The sequence below is a fragment of the Candidatus Enterococcus testudinis genome, assembly GCF_002140915.1.
GTDB lineage: Bacteria > Bacillota > Bacilli > Lactobacillales > Enterococcaceae > Enterococcus_D > Enterococcus_D testudinis.
The window spans coordinates 2,675,166-2,697,021 of record NZ_NGKU01000001.1 but is presented as its reverse complement, the minus strand read 5'-3'; the positions used below and the strand labels follow the sequence as shown (position 1 = coordinate 2,697,021).

Genomic DNA, 21,856 nt, shown 5'->3' with positions numbered 1-21,856 from the left:
GAAGGGCATGTTGAATTGTGAAGCCAAATAGACTGAAAGATCTAATAAAATCTAAGAACCCAGAAATTAGTTTTGAAGAATATAGGATAAGATACGCGACTGAAAGATTTTTATCAAGGTTGCAAGAAAGTGAGTATAAAGCCAATTTTATCATCAAGGGGGGCTTTTTACTGGGAACAATATATAAAGTAGAGCAAAGAACGACAAAAGATTTAGATACACTGATAAAAGGAATATCTGTAGATAGAAAGAATATTACTAAAATACTTGAAACAGTTATTAGTATTGAGTTGGATGATGGCGTACAATTTGAATTAATTAATCTATTTGATTCACAACAAGAACGCGTGTATGATGGTTTCCGAGCTAAATTTAAAATGACATTCTTAGAAGAAAAATCAATTGTTCATTTTGACTTGGATTTGGGTGTAGGTGATGCGATCACTCCTCAAGCAGAAATGATAGATATACCGCTACTTTTCAATGAGAATAAAGACGATCATAAAGTCATCACATTATATGCATATCCGATTGAGACGATTCTTGCTGAAAAAACAGAAATAATACTGAACCTAGGAACAAAAAATTCTAGGATGAAAGATTTTTATGATATACATTTGATTTTAAATTCTCAAAATAAACCAAATATCACTAAATTTTATGAGGCTTTTCTGAACACATGGATGGTTCGCCATAAAGAACTGACTATTGACGAAGAATTATTTGAGGATTGGTTCTTTACTGTTGATGAAATAATATCAAGTGAAGAAATGAATGAAATTTTTTGGAAGAATTATATTAAAGATAGAGGATATGCAAAACATCTGAAATTGAAGAATATTGTTAGTCAATTCAAAGATTATCTAGAGGCATTACAAAGCGTATATAGAGTCAAAAATGATGTAGATTTTTTTTAGTCAATTTGCCAATAACATTGATATATCAATGTTTAGCGACTTTCCTTTCGAGGGAAGTCGCTTTTTTGTTCATTCCATGACTTTTGAACGTTACACTAAGATACCCTACTAATGAAATTTCATAATGGTGATAAATTCACACATCAAAAACAATTAGAAGGGTAATAATTGAGCAGTGATTTAAGTTCTTCAATCAACCCACAACAAACTGAACGAACAGATTGATCAACTGAGGCAGTACGACGATCGCAAACAAGGTCCGGGTGATTTGGATACTGGCGATTGACGTCAGGTCGCCGCCTAAATCAGCTGCAATTAAAGATATATCTGTGGCGCCTGCAGGAGAGGAAGCAAATATAGCGGATTGTACGTCCAACAAGCCCAATCGACTGATGACCAATGTAAAAATAATGTTGATCAGTAAAAAACCGACAAATAGTATAATGATTGGCAAAACAAGAGCCTTCATCTGAATCAGGCTATGCATCGTAAAATTGCTGCCGATAATAGAAGCTGCTAAAACTTGTGCACCATACCGAATGTATGGTGAAAGGGAAGCTGGATTGACTCTCAGCTTATAGACAAAGGAAAAAATCAATGCCAAGACCAAAGCCCCCACCGGAATACCAAGGATCAAACCGATATAACCGCCGATAAAGGCAATGATCAAAATGGCTAAATCACTTTGAACTTGCTGTGTAGGGAGAATAGTTTTTGTAGAAGAAGTGATTTCTGATCTGTGGATATGGGCTCCTTTTTTGTGCGATGTGATCTTAGATACAGTGTTCAAAATCAATTTTGACCATTGCGGCAAAATAATCAGCATCCCCACGAGGCGGGCCAACTGCATGGTAGCGACAATTTCTGCATTTGCGCCCATATCAATACTGATCAAGGAGATATCCATAATCCCACCTGGTAAGCAAGACAACAACGCAGTTGTCCAGTCCATATCAAAAAAATGAACAAAAACAGCACCTAGGGCAAAGCAGTTAATGGTAAAGAGGGACATCAATAAAACAATGGGTAACACTAGATTTTTTAATTGCAGAAAAGTGTTTCTCGAGCTTTGCTGACCGATATAGGCGCCGCTAATGACTTGGGCAAAAAACTTCATCGAACGGGGCATGGTCATTTGATTGGTTAAAATCGACAGTGCGGCTACGGCGATCATGCCACCAGTCATGTATGCCGCAGGTATTTTCATTTTTTTAAATAGTGATCCGCCGATAAAGGCGATAAAAAGGGTAAAAGCAATATTGATGATCACAAAGGGCCTCCTTTTTTATTTTTGTACATATAGCAAAAACTTGGTAATGATCATTGTTCTTTTTCTGTTCTTTTGACTTTCTCTCATACATAGTTAGGTATAATCAAAGTAAGGGCTGAGTACAGCGGCTATTCGTCCGAATCGATTGGGATGCCTAGGTAAAAAGTGGTGCCTTTGCTATCGCTTCTAAGCTCAATGAGCCAATCATTCTTTTTAACGATTGATGCGACTGTGAATAGGCCCAAACCAGTACCGCCGGATGCTGATTTCGTTGTGAAAAATCGAGTGAAAATCTTTTTTTGCATTGCTTCTGGAATCCCTGGTCCATTATCGGCGATTTCTATCAAAGCAATTCTTTTATTTTTCATCGAATGGGGAATATCAGAAAACTGAAAATTGACCAAATAAGTATAATGACTGAGTCTGATTACGCAGTTTGCATTCGCTTGATAGACATTCATCAATAAATTATAAATAATCACTTGCAAGTCAACCGCATCGAATAGACCATAGCCGACTTCTCTTAGGTCTAGGTCAATGGAGATCCTTTTCGGCAACAGACGTCGAATGGTTGTGACAGCTTCTTGAAGCGTCTCAGTAATGGACGTTTTTGTTTTTTGGTGCGAATCTATTTTAGAAAAGCGTAACACATTTGTAGAAAGCTCTTTGCCTTTTTCTGCTGCATGATACACTTCATGCAAGTCGTCGACAAGAGCAGGGTCGTCTTTATGTTCATCAATCAGTAACTGTAGATGGCCAATCATAGGCGTGAGAAAGTTGTTCATGTCGTGAACGATTGTTGTTGTCAGTACACCAATCGTTTCAAGTTTTGATTCTTGTATCATCGCCTTTTCAATCTCGTGTTTTTCTTTCAACAGTTGTTGTCTCGATTGTAATTCTTTATATTCAATAAAAATACGATTCCTTTTGATATAGTTTCTAATAAAGAAGGTGAGTAGAACAATAATGATCAGCAGGAATACCAATAGTCCAATCAAGATCAAGCTATCTTGTAGCAAAAGTCCGTTTCGCTCGTAATAATCAGAATTGCTGGCAACAATAAGGCGGGTATTGCCAACGGAGAACCACTCGTAGGCGGACAATTTTAATACTTTTTGCGGAACATCTTGATTCCACCAGTAAGAGTAGTACATGGCAGTTCCTTTTTCATGTTGTCGCTGATCATTTTCTAATCGTCGCAGATCTGTAAAATCAAGGTTTGGAAATTTATCATATCGATCATCCACGATCGATAAGCCAATCTGTTCATCTGATGGATGCATCACGATCTCCATTGCTTGGTCTTTGACCATTGTGTAACCAGATAAACCAGAATCATTTGCGAAATCTTCTCGGTATAAGGTTTGCAGTTGAATTGGCATGGCCAAAGTCAAGGGAGTGTCATCAAATATAAAAGTACTGTATAAGTTCAAATAAGATTCTTGGCCTGCAAAAAACACAGAACCGTTTTGAATATCTTGATCTGCAAAGACATTATTGGAAGCAATATCATCAATGATTTTTTTGGTCAAAGCAGTTTGTTCTGATTGGGTATCATCTTGGAAAAATACCTGTGACAGAATATGTTGTTCTTGATCGATCAAATACAGTCCGACTGCTGCACTTTTATTATTTGTTAAACTAGGTAGGAGAACAGCTGGTTTTAAAGTCAAAGAATTTGTATCTTCTATATAATCATCGACATACATTGATAATGCGGATTGATAAGCCTCAATACTATGACTAATCAACTTGATCGCAGATTGATTAATCATGCGCAATTGTTTTTTTCCCATGGTAATGGCTTGATCCTGCGCTTTATGGTAACTCGTATAGGTGAAGATAACGCCAGCAATGGTAAGGCAAAATGTGAAACATACAATGGCGTAAAGCCAGAATTTTGATGGTGGTTTCATTGTAAATCCCTTCCTTGTTGACTATAATTATAATGAAATAGGAGGAGTTTGTTTTGCGAAATGAAAAAATTTTAATTGTTGATGACGATCCGGCAATCAGACGATTGATATGGAAGTCATTACAATCAACAGGAATTTTGATTTACCAGACTGATTCTGTTGATAAAACGATCGCGATTAAATCACGGGTGACATTTGATTTATTTTTGTTAGATATTAGTTTAGAGCATGAAAACGACGGTTATCATTTAGCACAATTGATTCGGGAAGAAGAACCAACTGTTCCTATTGTTTTTTTAAGTGGAAAAAAAGAAGAAAAAGATATCATCAATGGCTACGAACTTGGTGCAGATAGTTTTATCACGAAACCATTTTCTCCAGCTATTTTAAAAGCGCAAATTGTTTCGATTCTGGATAGAATCAAAGTCTATCGAGAGAACAGCATCGATCAACCTGATACGGATATCTGTAATGGGATTTTTAGATTTGATCAAAAACGCTATCAGTTCTTTAAAAATGACCAGCAAATCAAGTTTTCGTCAAAAGAGATCCAACTGATTCGATTCTTTATGGAGTTTCCAGATCAGGTGTTTTCAAAAGAACAAATTTATAGCAGCGTCTGGAACGATGGTGAATTTGATGCAAATACAGTGATGGTGTTTATCAATCATCTGCGCAGTAAAATAGAAGATGATCCGAAACAGGCGCGCTATTTAAAAACTGTTTGGGGAATCGGTTATACCTTTTTACCAGAAGGATAGGCCTTCTAATTGCAAAAAGTAAATAGCCAAGGACAACAAATCCGCAGATCCGCCGGGACTTAGATGATGTTTAATCATGATTTGATCATATTCCGTTAATGCATGAAGCAAAGCTGTTTTTGACAAGTTTGCTTCATGTATTTTTTTCATGTCCTTTTGAACGTTTTTCATCGCTTCATAGCCGCCGCGATGGACCAAATTGCTATCTTCTGTTTCACTCATCAAGTATACAAGGCTGCGCAACAATTTCACTTCGCCTTCATCTGGTAATTGTCTTACATAGTCCAGCAATTTACTCAAAGTAGGATAACCGGCCACTGCTTCTCCGCGAATCCCTGTTAGACCATAGGTGAGATAATTCTTTTCGCCATATGATAGGTCTTCTTCTTTATCCAATTGTTCTAAATCATGTTCTATTAAATGGCGGCATATCTTTGCAGCGATGGACAATACATCATCGCTGTTTGCCGCTGTCCAAGTGGAAGGGCAGTTTTCCTGATAGAACAAACCTGTTGCCCCTAATAAAATCGCAAAAGAAAAATTTGCGCCTTTATGGGTATTGATTCCTTTTGTGGCAGTCAACATCGCATCTTCGGCCTGCTTTCCGATCTTTCTTAATGGTTCAAATAATGTATCGAATGATTGCTGATGATAAAATCCGGTTTGGATATATTGGGTAAAGAAAGGTGAAAGACTGGTAATACTGTTAATAAAGGTATACACGTTCATATCTGTATGGGCACCATTCGATTGTGGATCAACTAACCCAGGTTTAGGTAAAAGAACGACTTCATAGTGCAAAGCGTTTATCGCATAATCTCTTGCTTGGTCAATCAGTGATTTAGTCAATTTTACGTCGCTCCATTTCATTTAGAATGAATTTCAATGAGTGATCCAAATGTTCATGGGTAATCATCGTGATCTGTTGGATGTCTTTTGTTTGCATCCCGCGATAAATCAACCAGTGTTCATTTAGAGCAGTTTCTCGACGTTTAGATGATCGGATAGCGATGTCTCTAAAATAGACAAGATACGCTTGCAGATCGAGTACGATATTTTTTAAGCGCAGCATTTGACTTTTTTCGTAAATGAATGCGTTGAAATCAGAAAAATTTTCTAGCAACTCGTCGACTTTGTCTTCACGATTGAACTGTTCGCCCCGTTCTAGTAAAGCATGTAATGCTTCAAAATCACTTTCAGTCATTAGATCCATGGCTTTGATCGTAGCTAAAGTATCTAATGATTTTCGGATATCGTAGATTTCATAAGCATCTTTGATACTGATTCCTTTGACGACAATCCCTATTTTTGGTACATGTTCCACCAATTTTTCGGCTGTCAACTGTTGCATCGCGTATCGGATCGGTGTGCGACTGATATTAAGGGTATCGGAAAACTCTTTTTCATTGATGCGAGAACCTGCTGTAATATCACCTAAAATAATCGTTTTCTTAAATGCTTCATAAATCAACGATTTCAGTGGTTTATTTTCGGTAAGATCAAGATTCTTGGTTACTGCAGTAATAATTGAACTCATTGTACTCTCCAATCTTAGTAGACCTATGATCACTATCATCCTATGATTCAGTCTGTTTTCTTTCTCGTAAAATTGAAACGATCGAGCAAGGAAAATATCCCAGCTCGATAGTTAGTGTATGAAATTATTGTGCAATGTAAAGCGGCATATGGCCTAATAGAATAATCGTTACAATGAAAATAACGAAAATACCAAGTGCATATTTGGCTGCTTCTTTTTGCCATTGACCCATATCTAGGCCAGTTAAGCGCAATAACAGGTAAATAAAGGCAACGAGTGGGCTTAACAGATGGAAAGCTTGGCCCATTAATGAAGCAAGTGCCATTTGCATATTTGTGAATCCATATGAACGGCCTGCTTCTGCTAGCACTGGTAAAACACCAAAGTAGAAACCATCATTCGAAATAAAGAATGTTCCTGGTGCAGAAATCAAAGCAATGACTAATCCCCAAAAACCAGCAAGTTGGCGTGGGATGATTTGGGTGAAACTATTTGCTAATGCAGTTGCCATACCAGATCCTTGGAAAAGACCCATAAACACACCGGCAGCGAAGACGAGGATTACGACTTGAACTGCATCTCCACCATTTGCACCGATTCTAGCAGATTGATCTTTTAGGATCGGATAGTTGACCATCAAAGCAATACAAGTACCAACTAGGAATAATAAGATTGGTGGTAATGCAATTGAAGAGATGAATGAACTTGCCACTAACCAGCCAATCAATACAATCGTTAAAATGCCATTGAACAGGAAATTTTTTGGTCTGCGGATCGCAAGTGTTTCTGGATCTGTAACCGTGGTCATTTCAATGATTTCAGCGTCAGTAAGTTCAGTAATACCCAAACGGCTGCGCTCTTGTTTACCCATACGTCTCGCAACAAAGAAGACAACGTATAGTAAAGAAAGAACCATACCCGGCAATAAGTAAGATAAAATATCGGCATCTACTTCTAAGACAGCCATTGCTCTAGCGGTAGGTCCGCCCCAAGGTAACAAATTCATGATTGTATTTTGGAGAATGATCAATACACCTAGATTCATCATTTTCATATTTAGTTTCTTATAAATAGGGATAAAAGCTGAACAACAAATCAAGGTAGTCGTCGTGCCGTCACCATTTAATGAAACAGCAGCAGCTACAACAGCAGTAGCCATCAAGACTTTCATTGGATCGCCTTTAGCGAAATAAATCATTTTTTTCGTAATCGGATCAAACAAACCGGCATCTAACATAATGGAGAAATACAAAATAGCAAAAAGTAACATGATGCCTGTATTTGCAGTTGTTGAGATTCCTTCAAGGACAAATTCCCCAATATTTCCTTCTTCTGAAACACCAGCAACGATAGCAACAAGCGTGAACAGCAACGGGATGATCACCAAAGATGTAAAAGGTGACATTTTCTTTTTCATGATTACGAACATAAATACGATAATCATAGCGTATGATAAGACGGTAAGTAACATTATCTTCTTCCTCTCCTATATCTCGTTGTAAGCGGTAACGAAAACGTTTCTTCTAACTACAGGCCTGTAGGATTTTAAGTGATATAAATCACATAAGAAGGATATCATCACTTTTTTTTCTCTAAAAAACGTTATTGATTGCTTTACAAGAATAAGAATAAACATTCTAAATATTAAAAAAAAGAGAAGATTTCAAAAAGAACAAGAAAAAAACAATTTCTCTGCGCAAATCTTATTAAGAACTTAAAAACTTCTTAATGAAATATTAATGCATGAAAAACGTTGATTTGAAGCGTTTTGTAAAGGTTTTCCTTGTTTAGGCAAAAAAATGAACAACAAAAAAACAATTCTTTTCCTGAATAATACTAGCTGATTTCTACAAAGTTTTTATAATGGAGTTGAAGGCATCATAGGAGAAAGGAGAAGCAAATGAACATTATTGAAAGATTGTTCAAAAAAGCACATAAAAAAGATTCGTTATCTAACAAAGATGATAAGATAACGGTTTCAAGGATAAGCGATTCTACGTCCAGTGAAAAGTGGGAAGAATTACCAGCTTACATTCCTGCGGCACCTGAAGATTATCAAACAGTCAGTTTGATTGCCACTGCTTTGGCGGCAGAGTATTATCAGAAAAGCCAATTTAGGATAAAAAAAATCGAAGAAAGAAACCCCGAAGTAAAATTGGTGGCACTTATTTCTTCTTGTATTGGGGCAGGAAATGCGGATTATTCACAGTTGACCATAAAAAAAGTCTCAAAAAAATATAAATAAGCGAGGGAAAATAGATGTTACGTAAATTTAAGATTGCAATTGACGGTAAGGAATATTTAGTAGAGATGGAAGAGATAGGTGCACCGCAACAACCAGTCGTTCCTCAAGCAAGTGCACCAGTCACAGCTGTTGCTGAGCCAGAAGCACCTGTTGCAGCAACACCAGTAACACCAGCGGCGCCTGTGCCAACAGATGGTGAAGCCATCCATTCACCAATGCCTGGTACGATATTGAAGGTATTGGTCAATGTAGGAGATAGTATTGAAGAAAATCAGCCCCTCATGATTTTAGAAGCAATGAAAATGGAAAATGAAATCGTAGCAAGCAAATCTGGGGTGGTCGTTGCCATTCAAGTCAATCCAGGGGATATCGTAAATCCAGGGGATGCATTAATTACAATCGGTTAATTTATTGAAGAGGAAGTGATGTTAGTGGAAACATTAATTGAAGGTGTTATGGGGTTAGGATCTGAACCAGGACGTATCGTAATGATGGTCATTGGTGGTATTTTAATGTATTTAGGAATCAAAAAAGAGTATGAACCAACATTACTCGTTCCAATGGGATTAGGTACGTTATTAGTCAACTTTCCCAACTCTGGTGTATTGAGTGCCGGCGGTGAAGCTGGTCCTTTCCAAGTGCTATTTGATATGGGGATCTCTACAGAGTTATTTCCGTTGCTTTTATTCATCGGGATCGGTGCAATGATAGACTTTGGCCCGTTATTACAAAATCCATTTTTACTATTATTTGGTGCGGCAGCACAATTTGGTATTTTCTTTACGATTATCGTTGCAGTTCTTTTAGGATTTGACTTGAATGATGCTGCTTCAATCGGTATTATTGGTGCCGCAGATGGACCAACATCGATTTTCGTTGCCAATACCCTGAACTCAAAATATATGGGTGCAATCATGGTTGCTGCGTATTCTTACATGGCGTTGGTGCCAATCATTCAACCGGTAGCAATCAAAGCCGTGACAACAAAACATGAACGTAAAATTCGTATGACTTATCGTGCAGGAGAAGTTTCTCAAACAGCGAAAATCTTATTCCCGATCGTTATTTCGATTGTTGCAGGTCTGATTGCGCCAGTTTCACTGCCGTTAGTTGGTTTCTTAATGTTTGGTAATCTGCTTCGAGAATGTGGTGTGTTGGATCGTTTATCGATCACAGCTCAAAATGAATTAGTAAATATTATCAGTATTCTGCTAGGATTGTCGATTTCGGTAAAAATGCAATATGAAGAGTTCTTGCAAATCGATACGTTGATGGTTATCGGCCTTGGACTTGTTGCATTTATCATGGATTCGATCGGTGGGGTTTTATTTGCAAAATTACTGAATTTGTTCCGCAAAGAAAAAATCAATCCAATGATCGGTGCTGCAGGAATTTCAGCATTTCCAATGTCTAGCCGTGTAATCCAAAAAATGGCGACGGATGAAGACCCGCAAAATTTCATTCTAATGCATGCTGCTGGTGCGAACGTTTCTGGGCAAATTGCTTCAGTAATTGCTGGTGGGTTGCTATTAGCACTGATTGCATAGACATATAGAAAGGGGAAAAAACAATGAGTCAGGATTTACTAACGTCTTTTGAATTATTACTATTTGGATGGGGTGGCGTTTTCGTCGTTATTTTGATTATCTACTTAGCCTCATTATTGTTATCGAAAGCATTCCCAGTCAAGAAATAAAGAAGGCATCTTATGTATACATTAAAACGAATTTGGCTAAATAAAGACCCGAAAGGTTACGCGCAATGGGAAAAATTAGTGATAGCTGCCGGACTTGCTATTGGAGAAGAAGTAACGTACACGATTGGCTTGTTTGAACAGGAGCGCTTGATCGCCACGGCATCTTGTTATCACAACATTATGAAATATGTAGTGGTCTGTAAAGAGAAACAATCTGAACAACTGTTGACACGAATGGTCGTTCATTTAACGATGCGCATCAAAGATGAAGGGTATACCAACTACTTTGTTTATACTGCGCCAAAGAATCGTCTGATTTTTGCGTCATTGGGTTTCCATGAAGTAAATGCCTGTAAAGATATTGTATTTATGGAACAAGGGACTCCTTCTTTTGCCAGTTATATTGATTTGTTACGCCAAAAAGCGACTGATAAAGAAGCTAGTGGGATCGTGATGAATGCGAATCCTTTTACCAAAGGTCATTTACACTTAGTTGAAGCTGCTGCTAACCAAAGTGAGCAAGTCTATCTATTTGTGGTTTCAGAAGAAAGATCCGAATTTTCCTTTCAAGAGAGGATGGCCATGGTTCAACAAGGGGTTGCGCATTTATCAAATGTGATCGTTTTGCCTACCAATAACTATTTGATTTCTTCTGCTGTTTTTCCAAGCTACTTTTTAAAAGAGCATGCCCCATTGGCAATTGCCAAAACACAAGCGACTTTTGATGCGAAGTTATTTAAAGAAAAAATTGCGCCGGTGCTATCGATCACTACCCGTTATGTTGGTGAGGAACCTTATTCTCAAGTTACCCAATTATACAACGAATCAATGGCCACCATATTTGAACCGGAAATCCAGTTAAGAATCATTCCGCGTTTGCTGGTGGACGAGTCTCCTGTATCGGCGACGAAAGTCAGACAAGCACTAAAGGATAAAGATCAAGACGTATTAACTAAGTTTTTGCCTGAATCAACCTATTCATTTTTGAAAAAATATAACTATATTTAGAGGTGAAGAGAAGTGGAAATCAAAAAAAGTGCAGTTGCAGGATCAGTTGAATCAAGCGATATCCTGATTGCGATTGAACCAATTACAGAGCAAGAAATCAAACTATCGTTAGATAGCAGTGTTGAAAAACAATACGGCAATCAAATACGCAAAGTCATTCTTGATACATTGGCTCAGTTGAAGGTCAACGGCGTACAAGTAACAGCAACAGATAAAGGTGCCCTTGATTGTACTATTAAAGCGAGAACATTAACTGCAGTCCATCGTGCAGCAGAACAAGAGCGATATGCTTGGAAGGAGATCGACTCATGGAACGATTAAGAAGAACAATGATGTTTGTACCAGGTGCAAATGCAGCGATGCTAAGAGATGCACCATTATTTGGTTCCGATTCTGTGATGTTTGATTTAGAAGATGCAGTTTCGTTGAATGAAAAAGATTCTGCCAGAGCGCTGGTTCATTTCGCGTTGAAAACTTTTGATTACTCCAACGTCGAAACGGTTGTCAGAATCAATGGGTTAGATACTATAGGACATCTTGATATCGAGGCGATGGTTTTAGCAGGAGTGGATGTCATTCGTTTGCCAAAAACAGAAACAGCACAAGATATCATTGATGTAGAAGAAGTGATCGCACGAGTTGAGAAACAACATGAGATCCCCGTAGGAACAACCAAAATGATGGCTGCCATCGAGTCAGCCATCGGCGTCTTGAATGCAAGGGAAATCGCTGTTGCGTCAGACCGATTGATCGGCATCGCCTTAGGTGCTGAAGACTATGTAACAAATATGAAAACAAATCGTTACCCAGATGGACAAGAATTACTGTTTGCCCGCAGTTATATTTTACATGCAGCCCGAGCAGCAGGCATTGCCGCAATCGACACGGTTTATTCAGATGTCAATAATACTGAAGGATTTATTGCTGAAACGACCCGGATCAAACAACTTGGTTTTGATGGCAAGTCTGTCATCAATCCACGCCAAATTCCTTTGGTAAATGCAATCTACGCACCTTCTGAAAAAGAAATCCAACATGCCAAAGAAGTCATTTGGGCAATCAACGAAGCCGAAAGCAAAGGTTCAGGTGTGATTTCTTTGAATGGAAAAATGGTGGACAAACCGATCGTAGAGCGTGCACAGCGCGTGATTGCACTCGCAAAAGCAGCGAAATTGATTACAGAGGAGGAAATATGATCATGGTTTTAAATAAAGTAGGCAAAGAGATTCCTCAAACGTATGCCGATCAATACGGTGTCTTCGAGAATGAAACTGTCAATGTTAAAACATATCATGAAGCAAGTCGTACAATCAATCCGGTATTACCTGGACAATCTAAATTGTTAGGCAGCATCCGGGAAGCAATTGAAAAAACCGGGCTAAAAGACGGCATGACGATTTCATTTCACCATCATTTTCGTGAAGGCGACTTTATCATGAACTTAGTTTTGGCTGAAATCGCCGAAATGGGTATTAAAAATCTATCGATTGCGCCTAGTTCGATCGCAAACGTGCATGAGCCATTGATTGATCATATCAAATCTGGTGTTGTAACCAATATTACCTCTAGTGGGTTAAGGGATAAGGTTGGGGCTGCGATTTCAGAGGGAATCATGGAAAATCCGGTTGTCATCCGTTCTCATGGCGGAAGAGCTAGAGCAATCGCTGCAGGGGACATTCACATCGATGTGGCTTTTCTAGGGGCGCCAAGCGCAGATGCCTATGGGAATGCCAATGGAACAAATGGTAAAGCAACTTGTGGCTCCTTGGGATATGCTATGATCGATGCGAAATACGCTGATCAAGTCGTAATCATCACAGATACGCTCGTACCGTTTCCAAACACACCAATCAGTATTCCGCAAACAGATGTCGATTATGTCGTTCAAGTGGATGCAATCGGCGATCCTGCAGGTATTGCGAAAGGTGCAACACGTTTCACAAAAAATCCTAAAGAATTATTGATTGCCGAATATGCAGCGAAGGTTATCACCAACTCTCCTTATTATAAACAAGGATTCTCTTTCCAAACGGGTACCGGAGGTGCGGCATTGGCTGTGTCACGCTTCTTACGCGAAGCAATGATCAAAGATGATATCAAGGCCAGTTTTGCTTTGGGGGGAATCACCAATGCAATGGTGGAATTACTGGAAGAAGGATTAGTAGAAAAATTGATCGATGTCCAAGACTTTGATCATTTATCAGCGATTTCATTAGGAAAAAATGCCAATCATTACGAAATTGATGCAAACATGTATGCATCGCCTCTAAGTAAAGGGTCCTTCATCAACCAGTTAGATACGGCAATTTTGTCTGCTTTGGAAGTGGATACTGATTTTAATGTCAATGTGATCACTGGATCAGATGGTGTGATCCGCGGGGCATCAGGTGGGCATTCCGACACCAGTATGGCTTGTAGAATGAGCTTAGTGATTGCACCTCTTGTAAGAGGCAGAATTCCGACAGTTGTCGATACTGTCAATACAATCGTCACACCTGGTTCTAGTATTGATGTCATCGTGACTGAAGTTGGGATTGCAATCAACCCTGCGCGACAAGATTTGATCGACTCCTTCAAAAAGCTGGACATTCCGCAATATACAATTGATGAATTAAAAGAAAAAGCTTACAGTATTGTTGGCGAACCAGAACCAATCAAATATGGAGATAAGACTGTTGCGCTGATCGAATACCGCGACGGATCAATTATTGATGTGGTCAAAAATGTATGAAGCACTTTTTAACGGACCAGTGATCACTTTAGCCGATATGCTTGATGCGAGGGAAAACAGAGCGGCTACTCAATTGGAGTTGTTGCTGGCAGATCCAAAAGCTTCTCTAATCGTCGCAACAATGAATATTCCTGGACCCATCAAGAGCTCAGATATGCTCAAGAACGTGTTTGAAACGCTCATCATAGAGATAGAGGAAGTCGCGAAAGATACAGTTCCGATTGCCAATCTGTATCGAAATCCACCTACAGGTCCTGAATATTTTCTTGTTCTCCCTATCGATAAATATGTATTAAAAAAACGCATGGTTCAGATTGAAAGTAGTCATCCTTATGGTCGCTTACTGGATTTGGATGTCTTATATCTAGATGAGGATTCAAACCAAGTCGTACCGGTAAGTCGAACTGAACTAGGATTAGCAACAAGAACGTGCTTTGTTTGTGGTCAACCAGCGAAAGAATGCGGACGTTCCCGAAAGCATAGTATGGATGAGATGTATCGAGAGATACAAAAAATCATCGAGGAGGAATGAATGGATGAAGAACATTCGATTCACAGAAACAGTCTTACGCGATGGACAACAAAGTTTGATCGCAACAAGAATGCCAACAAGCGATATGCTGCCTATTTTAAAAACTATGGATAAAGCGGGGTATCATGCCTTAGAAATGTGGGGCGGTGCAACATTTGACGCCTGTCTTCGATATTTAGATGAAGATCCTTGGGAAAGATTACGGGCGATTCGAAAAGAAGTGAAACAAACAAAATTACAGATGTTACTTAGAGGTCAAAACCTTTTGGGTTACAAAAACTATGCAGATGATGTTGTAAGTGAATTTGTACAAAAATCAGTTGAGAATGGCATTGATATCGTTCGCGTATTTGATGCCTTAAATGATGTGCGTAATCTTGAAACAGCGATTCGTGCAACAAAACAAGCTGGAGGTCATTGTCAGACAGCGATTTCCTATACGACAAGTCAAATTCATACAGTTGATTATTTTGTTGATCTCGCAAAAACAATGGCCGATGCTGGAGCTGATTCGATTTGTATCAAGGATATGGCAGGGGTGTTAACGCCGCATGTGGGTTATGAATTAGTTAGTCGCATCAAAGATACGATCGACTTGCCACTAGAGGTTCATACACATGCCACAAGTGGTATTTCGGAAATGACCTATTTGAAAGTTGCAGAAGCCGGGGCGGATATCATTGATACAGCTATATCGTCATTTGCAGGTGGGACTAGTCAACCTGCTACAGAGTCTGTTGCCATTGCATTAGATGGCAGTGGATTTGATACCGGTTTAGACATGGCGCGGGTTTCAGAAATTGCTGAGTATTTTAATCCAATCCGTGATCGCTTCCGCAATGAAGGATTACTGAATCCTAAAGTGAAAGATATTGAACCAAAAACATTGATTTATCAGGTGCCTGGTGGTATGCTTTCTAATCTTTTGAGCCAATTGACTGAACAAGGTTTACAAGACAAGTATGAAGAAGTACTAGCTGAGGTGCCAAAAGTAAGAGCGGACTTAGGTTATCCACCATTGGTTACACCATTATCTCAGATGGTAGGAACACAAGCCCTGATGAATGTTATCTCTGGAGAACGATACAAATTGGTACCTAGTGAAATCAAAGATTATGTGAAAGGCTTATATGGCCAATCACCGGCACCTATCAGTGAAGACATCAAAACGCTGATCGTTGGTGATACCGATGTAATCACCGTTCGTCCTGCTGATTTGATTGCACCGCAGTTACCAGCAATCAGTAAAGAGATTGCGCAATATGCAAAATCTACAGAAGATACCTTAATGTATGCACTTTTTCCGCAACAAGCAAAGGATTACTTAGGCAGAAGAGAAGATAGATTTTACGATATTCCTATCCAAGAAGTCGAAGTTTCTATCGCACTTGATTAAATGGTATAACAAATATGTTTATCAGATAATTATTTTTTGAATATGACGATTTTAATGAGCTAAGAGCAGGATTATTTATCTGTTCTTGGTTCTTTTTTTGTCTACCCACAGCTCCGCAACAATAGATACATTTCAGATACATTCCTTGTCTATAGTCATTATGAGGAGTGATGCAGCATGAAAAAAATGTGGATAAGGAGTGGAAAAGAATGAAAAAAATTGGTTTGCTTCTATTGAGCTTTGTTGCACTTTCTATCCTCAGTAGTTGTGCAAGTGTAAAAAAAAGTATGGTGACCGGTATTTCAACAATAGGTTCATCAGATATGTATCGGCCAGATGAAAGCTCGGCTGTATGTGAACCCACAGAAACGACCGAAGCAACTGCAGAATCAGAGACAGCCACCCAAGAAACTGAGGAAGAGGCGATCCCAGACAATCAAAAGATGATTGCCTTTACCTTTGATGATGGACCTGATCCAAACAATACACTGCGTTTACTGGAGATGTTGGCTAAAGAAGATGTGCCCGCCACTTTCTTTTTGATTGGTCAGAATGTCGAAATGTATCCGAATATCGTCAAAGCGATTGCGAAAGCGGGCCACGAAATCGGCAATCATTCGTATAATCATCGAGACCTTACCACCTTAAGTCAAGAAGAGATGGTCAATGAAATCACCAAAACGGATCAAGCCATTGAAAACATCACAGGGAAAAGACCAAAATACTTTCGGCCGCCTTATGGTTCAGTCAATCAAACAGTCGCCGATGCAGTCAATCGTCCGATCATTCAGTGGTCGGTAGATTCTGAAGATTGGCAGTCAAAAAATACCAGTCTGATCATTGAGCGGGTGACAGCATCGGCGACAGAAGGGGCCATTGTTTTGCTTCACGATATTCACCAAACCACCGTTGATGCAGTACCAGAGTTGATCAAGCAATTAAAAGAATCAGGATACACATTTGTTACACTGGATACATTGTTAGACACCCCTGTGAAGAATGACACTTATTATGGCAGAGATGATTTTCGCCCGGTAGGAAACTGAGGGATCATGATGTATGTATCGGACAAAACGTGCAATGGGATTCGGTTATATTATTTTGCTTTATTGGCAATCCTTTATCTAGTGTTTTATCAAAAAAGTGTCTACTTTCTTTTCTTTACAAACACTATTTTAGCCTATATACCAATAGATTTAAGCTTTCTTGCAATGCATAGCAAAAGCAAGTACATTATAGGTGGTGCTTTCTGTATATGGCTTGTCTTTCTACCGAATACGTTTTATTTAATGACCGATCTTTTTCATATTTCTTTAATGAATCCATACGATGCACAAACGATGCTCGTTAGCAAAGATCTGATGAATTGGCTGAAACTTTGCCTGATTTTGCTGGCTGTGATTCCATCGACGCTGCTGGGCTGTTGGAGTATTGATAAAATGGCACGGTTATTGGTTGAGAAACTCTTTGTTGGCGTCTATCCGACATTGATGGTGGCTTGTCTGCTTTTTGTCAATGCAATGGGCTTGTATTTTGGGCGATTCATTCGATTGAACAGTGTTGATTTATTGTTTCAACATAGACAGACGATGGCAAAGATTACCGCAGCCTTTAATGATCTGGACCGGCAATCGGCGGCTATCATTATGCTGTTGTATCTTTTCTCATGTGCGTTGATGCTTGCTTTTCGGCTGATTACGCAACTGATTCGTAACGACAAAGAAAGCGAGGAGACAAATGAATATCTTGATCGTAGAAGACAATAAAGCTATCAATAATCTGCTTGTCAAAAGTTTGCAAAAAAAAGGCTATCAGCCAATTCCGATTTTTGACGGCGAAAGCGCAGCGAATTATATCGAACAGCATCAAGTAGATTTGATTTTATTAGACATCATGCTGCCCTTAATCAGTGGAGAAGAACTGATAGGTTACTTTGTAGAATATGATATTCCGGTCATATTTTTGACTGCTAAGCATACATTGAGTGACAAAGTGCGGGGCTTGAACTTGGGGGCGGAGGATTATATCACCAAACCTTTTGAACTGGAAGAACTGTTTGCTAGAATCGAAACAGTCTTGCGTCGGACCAACAAACAGATCCGCAAGAAAATCAAATGGCATAATATTCATATTGAAGACAACACGAGACGGGTATTCATTCAGAATCAGTTGGTCACATTGACGCCTAGAGAATATCAATTATTTGTCTATTTGGTCCAAAATCGTGGCATCGTCTTGGCACGAGAAACCATTTATCAACGGGTATGGGAAGATACTTGTGAATCAGATAGCAGAACCCTTGATTTGCATATCCAGCGGATCCGCAAGAAACTGCAGTTGACGGATATGCTGCGTACAATCTATGGAGTAGGCTATATATTGGAGGAATAAAATGAAGTATGGGATCAAGGCCTTTTGTTGGTTATTGTTTTTCTTCTTGAGTATCTATTTGGGCATGAGTACCATCAGTCTGCGATTGATTGCTCAAAACGCATTGGATCAAGAACGCGATCAAGCATTAGCAGCACACAAAAGTGCGGCGTTGCTTTTTGCTGCAATGATCGAAGATAATGAGCCGACAACGGAACAATGGCAGCAATTGGGGAATACGGTCCAACATACAGCCAACAATCCATTCGAAATCATTGATCAAGAAGGCCAGCAGCTGTATCACAGCGATCCGCTGTATTCGGGATTGGCCACACATCTGAATCAAGAGGACTTAGTCAAAAATACCATTCAAGTCAGTGAGATTATCGAACTCAATGAACAGAAGAGCCTCTTGCTGCAGTCGCAGATCGGTGGCTCTCCTTATATTTTTATCTCGACCCAACAATTGGTGCGCTATCCCGAGACGTTAAAGCAAGGCACGGATTTTTTTCGCATCCTGTTATTGGTCTTACAGCTCATCTTGATCCCTATTTCGTTATTTCTAACCAATCTCATTACCAAACCGATTCGCCAGTTGATTGAACAAGCGACCAATATCGCCAATGGACAAACGACGAAACCATTCAAGGTCAAACGGCGGGGGGATGAAGTAGACGATCTGGCTATAAGTTTGAATCAAATGGCCAAAAAAATGAATCAGGATTTGCGTCAAATCCGCAAAGAAAAAGAAAAACAAGAGTTGTTTGTTTCTAGTCTGACCCATGAGATCGCCACACCGTTGACATCAATCATCGGCTATGCGCAAATGCTGCAATGGGAGGAGCTATCCGATTCATCCACTGAATGTGTAGATTATATTTTGTCAGAAAGTTTCCGGTTGAAACAAATGTCGGAAGATATCTTGCGATTGCTTCATTCGCAAAAACATGAATTGCAGTGTACGGCAATAGCCGCTAGTCAGTTGGAAACCTACCTTGCAGCGTTTATTGGCGGCTTGGATCAAGCAATCGCATTGGATCTTGATCTGCAGCAAGCAACAGTCTATATGGATCTCAATTTGTTCAAGGTGGTGGCAGCGAATATCGTGGCCAACGCAGTAGAAGCCATGGCAACACCCAAAGAACTGTCGATTACAGGTCGCATTGACAATGATCGTTATTTTATCACCTTCAAGGACAATGGTCGAGGCATTCCAGCTGATCAAATTGAGAAAGTCACAGATGCCTTTTTCACCAGTGATTTGACAAGAAACGAAGGTCACTTAGGCATCGGTCTCTCACTTGTTCAAAATATTGTTTCGCTGCACGATGGGGAAGTCACGATCATCAGTAAGAAGGGTGCAGGTACGTCTATGACCATTGATTTTGCGCTAAACGAGGTGAACGTATGAAGAAGTTTATCAAAATCAGTTTGATTCTTGCAGCAGTGTTATTGAATGGTGTCTTGCTTTTTTTGCCTCGCCTTTTGTTTACCGACACGTTCTCTAAACCGCTAGTAGTTGAAGAAATGCTAGAATTGCCTACCAATAGCCGTTCACTTGAAGAACTGTTGGAAGATGCCAGAAACATCGATTTGGAAGAAAAGGACGCGCAAATCAATCGATTGAACAACGAAGAGCATGTGCAGGAGATTGAACGTTTGCTAGAGGGCATGGCGTTGTCAACTGATTATTTGGCGACTTTGAGCCAAGATCTTGCGATTATTTCAAATACATTGTACTGGTCTATGCACTATGTCACGATCGAGGGATATGGGGAAGCCTTGATCGAGGAATCGTCGAATAGGATCGTTCAGTTCACTTATTTTCCGCAGCAGCCGTTTACGGACATCGATCCAGAAACGATTTTGGCCAATTACTTTCATTATTTGGCCATTGAAATCACAGCGATAGAAGAGAAAGACACGCATTATACGGTCTACTTTTCAGACAACCAAATGATGGATGCCTTGATTGATGCGTACCGAATTATTTTGAATTTTCCTAGCGGGATGTGAGGCAAGGTCGATGATCAAACCATCATCCGTGTGACGAGAGCGTGCAGCATGCTGACTGTGCGCTTTTTTTGTTTGTGGAATCAACATGTGGGCCGATATCTTTTGCGTATTGCAACAATTATTTCCCTGATTGACGCAAAATTCGAATGTTGCTTTTTCTCTCTCCCTTGTATACTTAAATAGATAAACGTCAACCCCCTTGGCATAGCCAGTTTTCTGCTTATTGCTAGGAAGGGGAATGGCAAATGAACTTGTGAAAGAGGGATCAAATGAAAAAGCATCGTATACTGATGGCAAGCACCATTGTTTTGAATATAGGACTGTCGCCTTTGTCAGTGGCCGCGGCGCCCAAGGTGGATCTAGTCCAAATGACCGAAGCATCGGAGGCAGTGGATGCTATTCGGGCACCTAGGGAATGGGCCAACCCAGTCCCGGTTCTTCATGACTTGTCTGAAGAAATGGAAGAACGTTTGCCGATCGAAGACGAATGGACAGAAGATGAGTGGCAAGATGAGGCTTCTTCTGCGGCGGCTTATCAAACAGAGGCGGTTGGTCGGGAAGGAGATCAGTCGGGGGTATGGGGGGAAGTAGAATGGAGATATGATGATAGCACCGGAACGATTCATTTAGGAGAAGGGCAATCAGGCGTTTTCTCAGCTAGCACACTTAATACGCGTCCATGGGTAATTGTTGGCGAAGCTAATGTACGGAAACTCGTGGTCCATGTCACGATTCGGTTGCCAGCGGATTCAAGTAGCTATTTTAGACACATGCAAAATCTGGAAGAAATCGTGAATAGTGGGAATTTGGATATGTCGCGAGTGACGAGTATGAGCAGCATGTTTTATGATGCCTATGCATTGAATGAGTTAGATGTAAGTAGTTGGGATACTTCACAAGTCACGAGTATGTACGCTTTATTTTATGGATGCTGGGCGCTAACTTCCCTTGATTTGAGCAATTGGGATACTTCTCGTGTGAGGAATTTGGATCATATGTTCAATAATAGTCGATCGATGACCAGTCTAGATTTAAGTAGTTTTGATACCTCCCGTGTGACATCTATGGATAGGATGTTCATCGGTTGTCATTCATTGATATCTTTAAATGTTGGTAGTTTTGATACTTCTAGTGTAACATCAATGAATAGTCTTTTTAATAATTGCCGTTCGCTAATTAATTTAGATATAAGCAATTTCGATACCTCAAGTGTGGAGATTATGACCAGTATGTTTTCTGGTACTGTAAGATTAACTGATTTGGATTTAAGCCATTTTGATACATCGAATGTGTGGACGATGGCCAGCATGTTTTCTGGCGCCACAGGATTAACTAGTTTAGACTTAAGTAGCTTTGATACCTCAAGTGTGACGACAATGGCCAACATGTTTTCCGGAGCTACGGGATTAGCTGATTTAGATATAAGCAATTTCGATACCTCAAAAGTGACGACGATGGTCA

The 21,856-nt window shown here is 39.6% G+C and carries 23 protein-coding genes; 18 read left to right on the top strand and 5 right to left on the bottom strand.

Annotated features, from left to right (window positions below):
• Nucleotides 1-17 precede the first annotated feature (17 nt).
• A complete protein-coding gene (locus A5886_RS13135) occupies nucleotides 18-917 on the top strand; it encodes a nucleotidyl transferase AbiEii/AbiGii toxin family protein (RefSeq protein WP_179190043.1) in 900 nt (299 codons plus the stop codon).
• 193 nt (nucleotides 918-1,110) lie between these two features.
• Here A5886_RS13135 and A5886_RS13130 read toward each other — a convergent pair whose 3' ends face one another.
• Nucleotides 1,111-2,187, bottom strand: coding sequence for an AbrB family transcriptional regulator (locus A5886_RS13130; protein WP_306297901.1), 1,077 nt, complete (start codon nucleotides 2,185-2,187; stop codon nucleotides 1,111-1,113).
• A 128-nt stretch (nucleotides 2,188-2,315) separates the two neighbouring features.
• Nucleotides 2,316-4,103: a sensor histidine kinase gene (locus A5886_RS13125; RefSeq protein ID WP_086275543.1), complete on the bottom strand. Its 1,788-nt coding sequence runs from the start codon at nucleotides 4,101-4,103 to the stop codon at nucleotides 2,316-2,318.
• Between the two features lie 53 nt (nucleotides 4,104-4,156).
• On the opposite strand from A5886_RS13125, the gene A5886_RS13120 reads away from it, so the two are divergent.
• On the top strand, nucleotides 4,157-4,864 hold the full coding sequence (locus A5886_RS13120) for a response regulator transcription factor (protein WP_086275542.1): 708 nt from the start codon (nucleotides 4,157-4,159) through the stop codon (nucleotides 4,862-4,864).
• On the opposite strand, the gene citG is transcribed toward A5886_RS13120, so the two are convergent.
• The 3 genes from citG to A5886_RS13105 form a co-directional block, all read right to left on the bottom strand.
• Entirely contained in the window at nucleotides 4,850-5,713 is an 864-nt protein-coding gene (gene citG, locus A5886_RS13115) for a triphosphoribosyl-dephospho-CoA synthase CitG (protein ID WP_373404592.1), read from the bottom strand. The two genes, A5886_RS13120 and citG, sit on opposite strands and share 15 nt — an antisense overlap.
• A complete protein-coding gene (locus A5886_RS13110; protein WP_086275540.1) occupies nucleotides 5,706-6,401 on the bottom strand; it encodes a GntR family transcriptional regulator in 696 nt (231 codons plus the stop codon). The genes citG and A5886_RS13110 overlap by 8 nt, the downstream gene beginning before the upstream one ends.
• 124 nt (nucleotides 6,402-6,525) lie before the next feature.
• Complete coding sequence (locus A5886_RS13105; RefSeq protein WP_086275539.1) at nucleotides 6,526-7,872, bottom strand: CitMHS family transporter; 1,347 nt, start codon at nucleotides 7,870-7,872, stop codon at nucleotides 6,526-6,528.
• 429 nt (nucleotides 7,873-8,301) lie between these two features.
• Here A5886_RS13105 and A5886_RS13100 point away from each other — a divergent pair, with 429 nt between their 5' ends.
• The 16 genes from A5886_RS13100 to A5886_RS13025 all read left to right on the top strand — a co-directional run.
• Entirely contained in the window at nucleotides 8,302-8,646 is a 345-nt protein-coding gene (locus A5886_RS13100; RefSeq protein ID WP_086275538.1) for a hypothetical protein, read from the top strand.
• A 14-nt stretch (nucleotides 8,647-8,660) separates the two neighbouring features.
• Nucleotides 8,661-9,053: an acetyl-CoA carboxylase biotin carboxyl carrier protein subunit gene (locus A5886_RS13095; RefSeq protein WP_086275537.1), complete on the top strand. Its 393-nt coding sequence runs from the start codon at nucleotides 8,661-8,663 to the stop codon at nucleotides 9,051-9,053.
• Between the two features lie 24 nt (nucleotides 9,054-9,077).
• Complete coding sequence (locus A5886_RS13090) at nucleotides 9,078-10,193, top strand: sodium ion-translocating decarboxylase subunit beta (protein ID WP_086276065.1); 1,116 nt, start codon at nucleotides 9,078-9,080, stop codon at nucleotides 10,191-10,193.
• 23 nt (nucleotides 10,194-10,216) lie between these two features.
• Nucleotides 10,217-10,342, top strand: a complete 126-nt coding sequence (locus A5886_RS16105; protein ID WP_086275536.1) for an OadG-related small transporter subunit — start codon at nucleotides 10,217-10,219, stop codon at nucleotides 10,340-10,342.
• A 12-nt stretch (nucleotides 10,343-10,354) separates the two neighbouring features.
• The gene (citC, locus tag A5886_RS13080) at nucleotides 10,355-11,350 is read left to right on the top strand and encodes a [citrate (pro-3S)-lyase] ligase (protein WP_086275535.1); all 996 of its coding nucleotides are present in this window, start codon (nucleotides 10,355-10,357) and stop codon (nucleotides 11,348-11,350) included.
• Between the two features lie 12 nt (nucleotides 11,351-11,362).
• Entirely contained in the window at nucleotides 11,363-11,671 is a 309-nt protein-coding gene (gene citD, locus A5886_RS13075) for a citrate lyase acyl carrier protein (RefSeq protein WP_086275534.1), read from the top strand.
• On the top strand, nucleotides 11,659-12,546 hold the full coding sequence (gene citE, locus A5886_RS13070; RefSeq protein WP_086275533.1) for a citrate (pro-3S)-lyase subunit beta: 888 nt from the start codon (nucleotides 11,659-11,661) through the stop codon (nucleotides 12,544-12,546). Before citD ends, citE begins: the two co-directional genes overlap by 13 nt.
• A gap of 2 nt (nucleotides 12,547-12,548) precedes the next feature.
• A complete protein-coding gene (citF, locus tag A5886_RS13065; RefSeq protein ID WP_086276064.1) occupies nucleotides 12,549-14,081 on the top strand; it encodes a citrate lyase subunit alpha in 1,533 nt (510 codons plus the stop codon).
• Entirely contained in the window at nucleotides 14,074-14,613 is a 540-nt protein-coding gene (gene citX / locus A5886_RS13060) for a citrate lyase holo-[acyl-carrier protein] synthase (protein ID WP_179190042.1), read from the top strand. Before citF ends, citX begins: the two co-directional genes overlap by 8 nt.
• A 4-nt stretch (nucleotides 14,614-14,617) precedes the next feature.
• A complete protein-coding gene (locus tag A5886_RS13055; protein WP_086275531.1) occupies nucleotides 14,618-16,009 on the top strand; it encodes an oxaloacetate decarboxylase subunit alpha in 1,392 nt (463 codons plus the stop codon).
• A 209-nt stretch (nucleotides 16,010-16,218) separates the two neighbouring features.
• Complete coding sequence (locus A5886_RS13050; protein ID WP_179190041.1) at nucleotides 16,219-17,055, top strand: polysaccharide deacetylase family protein; 837 nt, start codon at nucleotides 16,219-16,221, stop codon at nucleotides 17,053-17,055.
• Nucleotides 17,056-17,061: 6 nt separating this feature from the next.
• The gene (locus tag A5886_RS13045) at nucleotides 17,062-17,775 is read left to right on the top strand and encodes a DUF1361 domain-containing protein (protein WP_256926225.1); all 714 of its coding nucleotides are present in this window, start codon (nucleotides 17,062-17,064) and stop codon (nucleotides 17,773-17,775) included.
• Nucleotides 17,747-18,400: a response regulator transcription factor gene (locus tag A5886_RS13040; protein ID WP_086275529.1), complete on the top strand. Its 654-nt coding sequence runs from the start codon at nucleotides 17,747-17,749 to the stop codon at nucleotides 18,398-18,400. The genes A5886_RS13045 and A5886_RS13040 overlap by 29 nt, the downstream gene beginning before the upstream one ends.
• A gap of 1 nt (nucleotide 18,401) precedes the next feature.
• A complete protein-coding gene (locus A5886_RS13035) occupies nucleotides 18,402-19,790 on the top strand; it encodes a HAMP domain-containing sensor histidine kinase (protein ID WP_086275528.1) in 1,389 nt (462 codons plus the stop codon).
• Nucleotides 19,787-20,395, top strand: coding sequence for a hypothetical protein (locus tag A5886_RS13030; protein WP_086275527.1), 609 nt, complete (start codon nucleotides 19,787-19,789; stop codon nucleotides 20,393-20,395). The genes A5886_RS13035 and A5886_RS13030 overlap by 4 nt, the downstream gene beginning before the upstream one ends.
• A 269-nt stretch (nucleotides 20,396-20,664) precedes the next feature.
• Nucleotides 20,665-21,856, top strand: a 1,192-nt coding sequence (locus A5886_RS13025; RefSeq protein WP_143353812.1) for a BspA family leucine-rich repeat surface protein, incomplete at its 3' end; no start/stop codon positions are given.

Coding starts and splice junctions, on each gene's coding strand:
- A5886_RS13110 (WP_086275540.1), bottom strand. CDS start 6,401: ATGAGTTCAATTATTACTGCAGTAACCAAGAATCTTGATCTTACCGAA.
- A5886_RS13100 (WP_086275538.1), top strand. CDS start 8,302: ATGAACATTATTGAAAGATTGTTCAAAAAAGCACATAAAAAAGATTCG.
- A5886_RS13055 (WP_086275531.1), top strand. CDS start 14,618: ATGAAGAACATTCGATTCACAGAAACAGTCTTACGCGATGGACAACAA.
- citX (WP_179190042.1), top strand. CDS start 14,074: ATGTATGAAGCACTTTTTAACGGACCAGTGATCACTTTAGCCGATATG.
- A5886_RS13040 (WP_086275529.1), top strand. CDS start 17,747: ATGAATATCTTGATCGTAGAAGACAATAAAGCTATCAATAATCTGCTT.
- citE (WP_086275533.1), top strand. CDS start 11,659: ATGGAACGATTAAGAAGAACAATGATGTTTGTACCAGGTGCAAATGCA.
- A5886_RS16105 (WP_086275536.1), top strand. CDS start 10,217: ATGAGTCAGGATTTACTAACGTCTTTTGAATTATTACTATTTGGATGG.
- citF (WP_086276064.1), top strand. CDS start 12,549: ATGGTTTTAAATAAAGTAGGCAAAGAGATTCCTCAAACGTATGCCGAT.
- A5886_RS13105 (WP_086275539.1), bottom strand. CDS start 7,872: ATGTTACTTACCGTCTTATCATACGCTATGATTATCGTATTTATGTTC.
- A5886_RS13050 (WP_179190041.1), top strand. CDS start 16,219: ATGAAAAAAATTGGTTTGCTTCTATTGAGCTTTGTTGCACTTTCTATC.
- A5886_RS13125 (WP_086275543.1), bottom strand. CDS start 4,103: ATGAAACCACCATCAAAATTCTGGCTTTACGCCATTGTATGTTTCACA.
- A5886_RS13030 (WP_086275527.1), top strand. CDS start 19,787: ATGAAGAAGTTTATCAAAATCAGTTTGATTCTTGCAGCAGTGTTATTG.
- A5886_RS13095 (WP_086275537.1), top strand. CDS start 8,661: ATGTTACGTAAATTTAAGATTGCAATTGACGGTAAGGAATATTTAGTA.
- A5886_RS13045 (WP_256926225.1), top strand. CDS start 17,062: ATGATGTATGTATCGGACAAAACGTGCAATGGGATTCGGTTATATTAT.
- A5886_RS13035 (WP_086275528.1), top strand. CDS start 18,402: ATGAAGTATGGGATCAAGGCCTTTTGTTGGTTATTGTTTTTCTTCTTG.
- citC (WP_086275535.1), top strand. CDS start 10,355: ATGTATACATTAAAACGAATTTGGCTAAATAAAGACCCGAAAGGTTAC.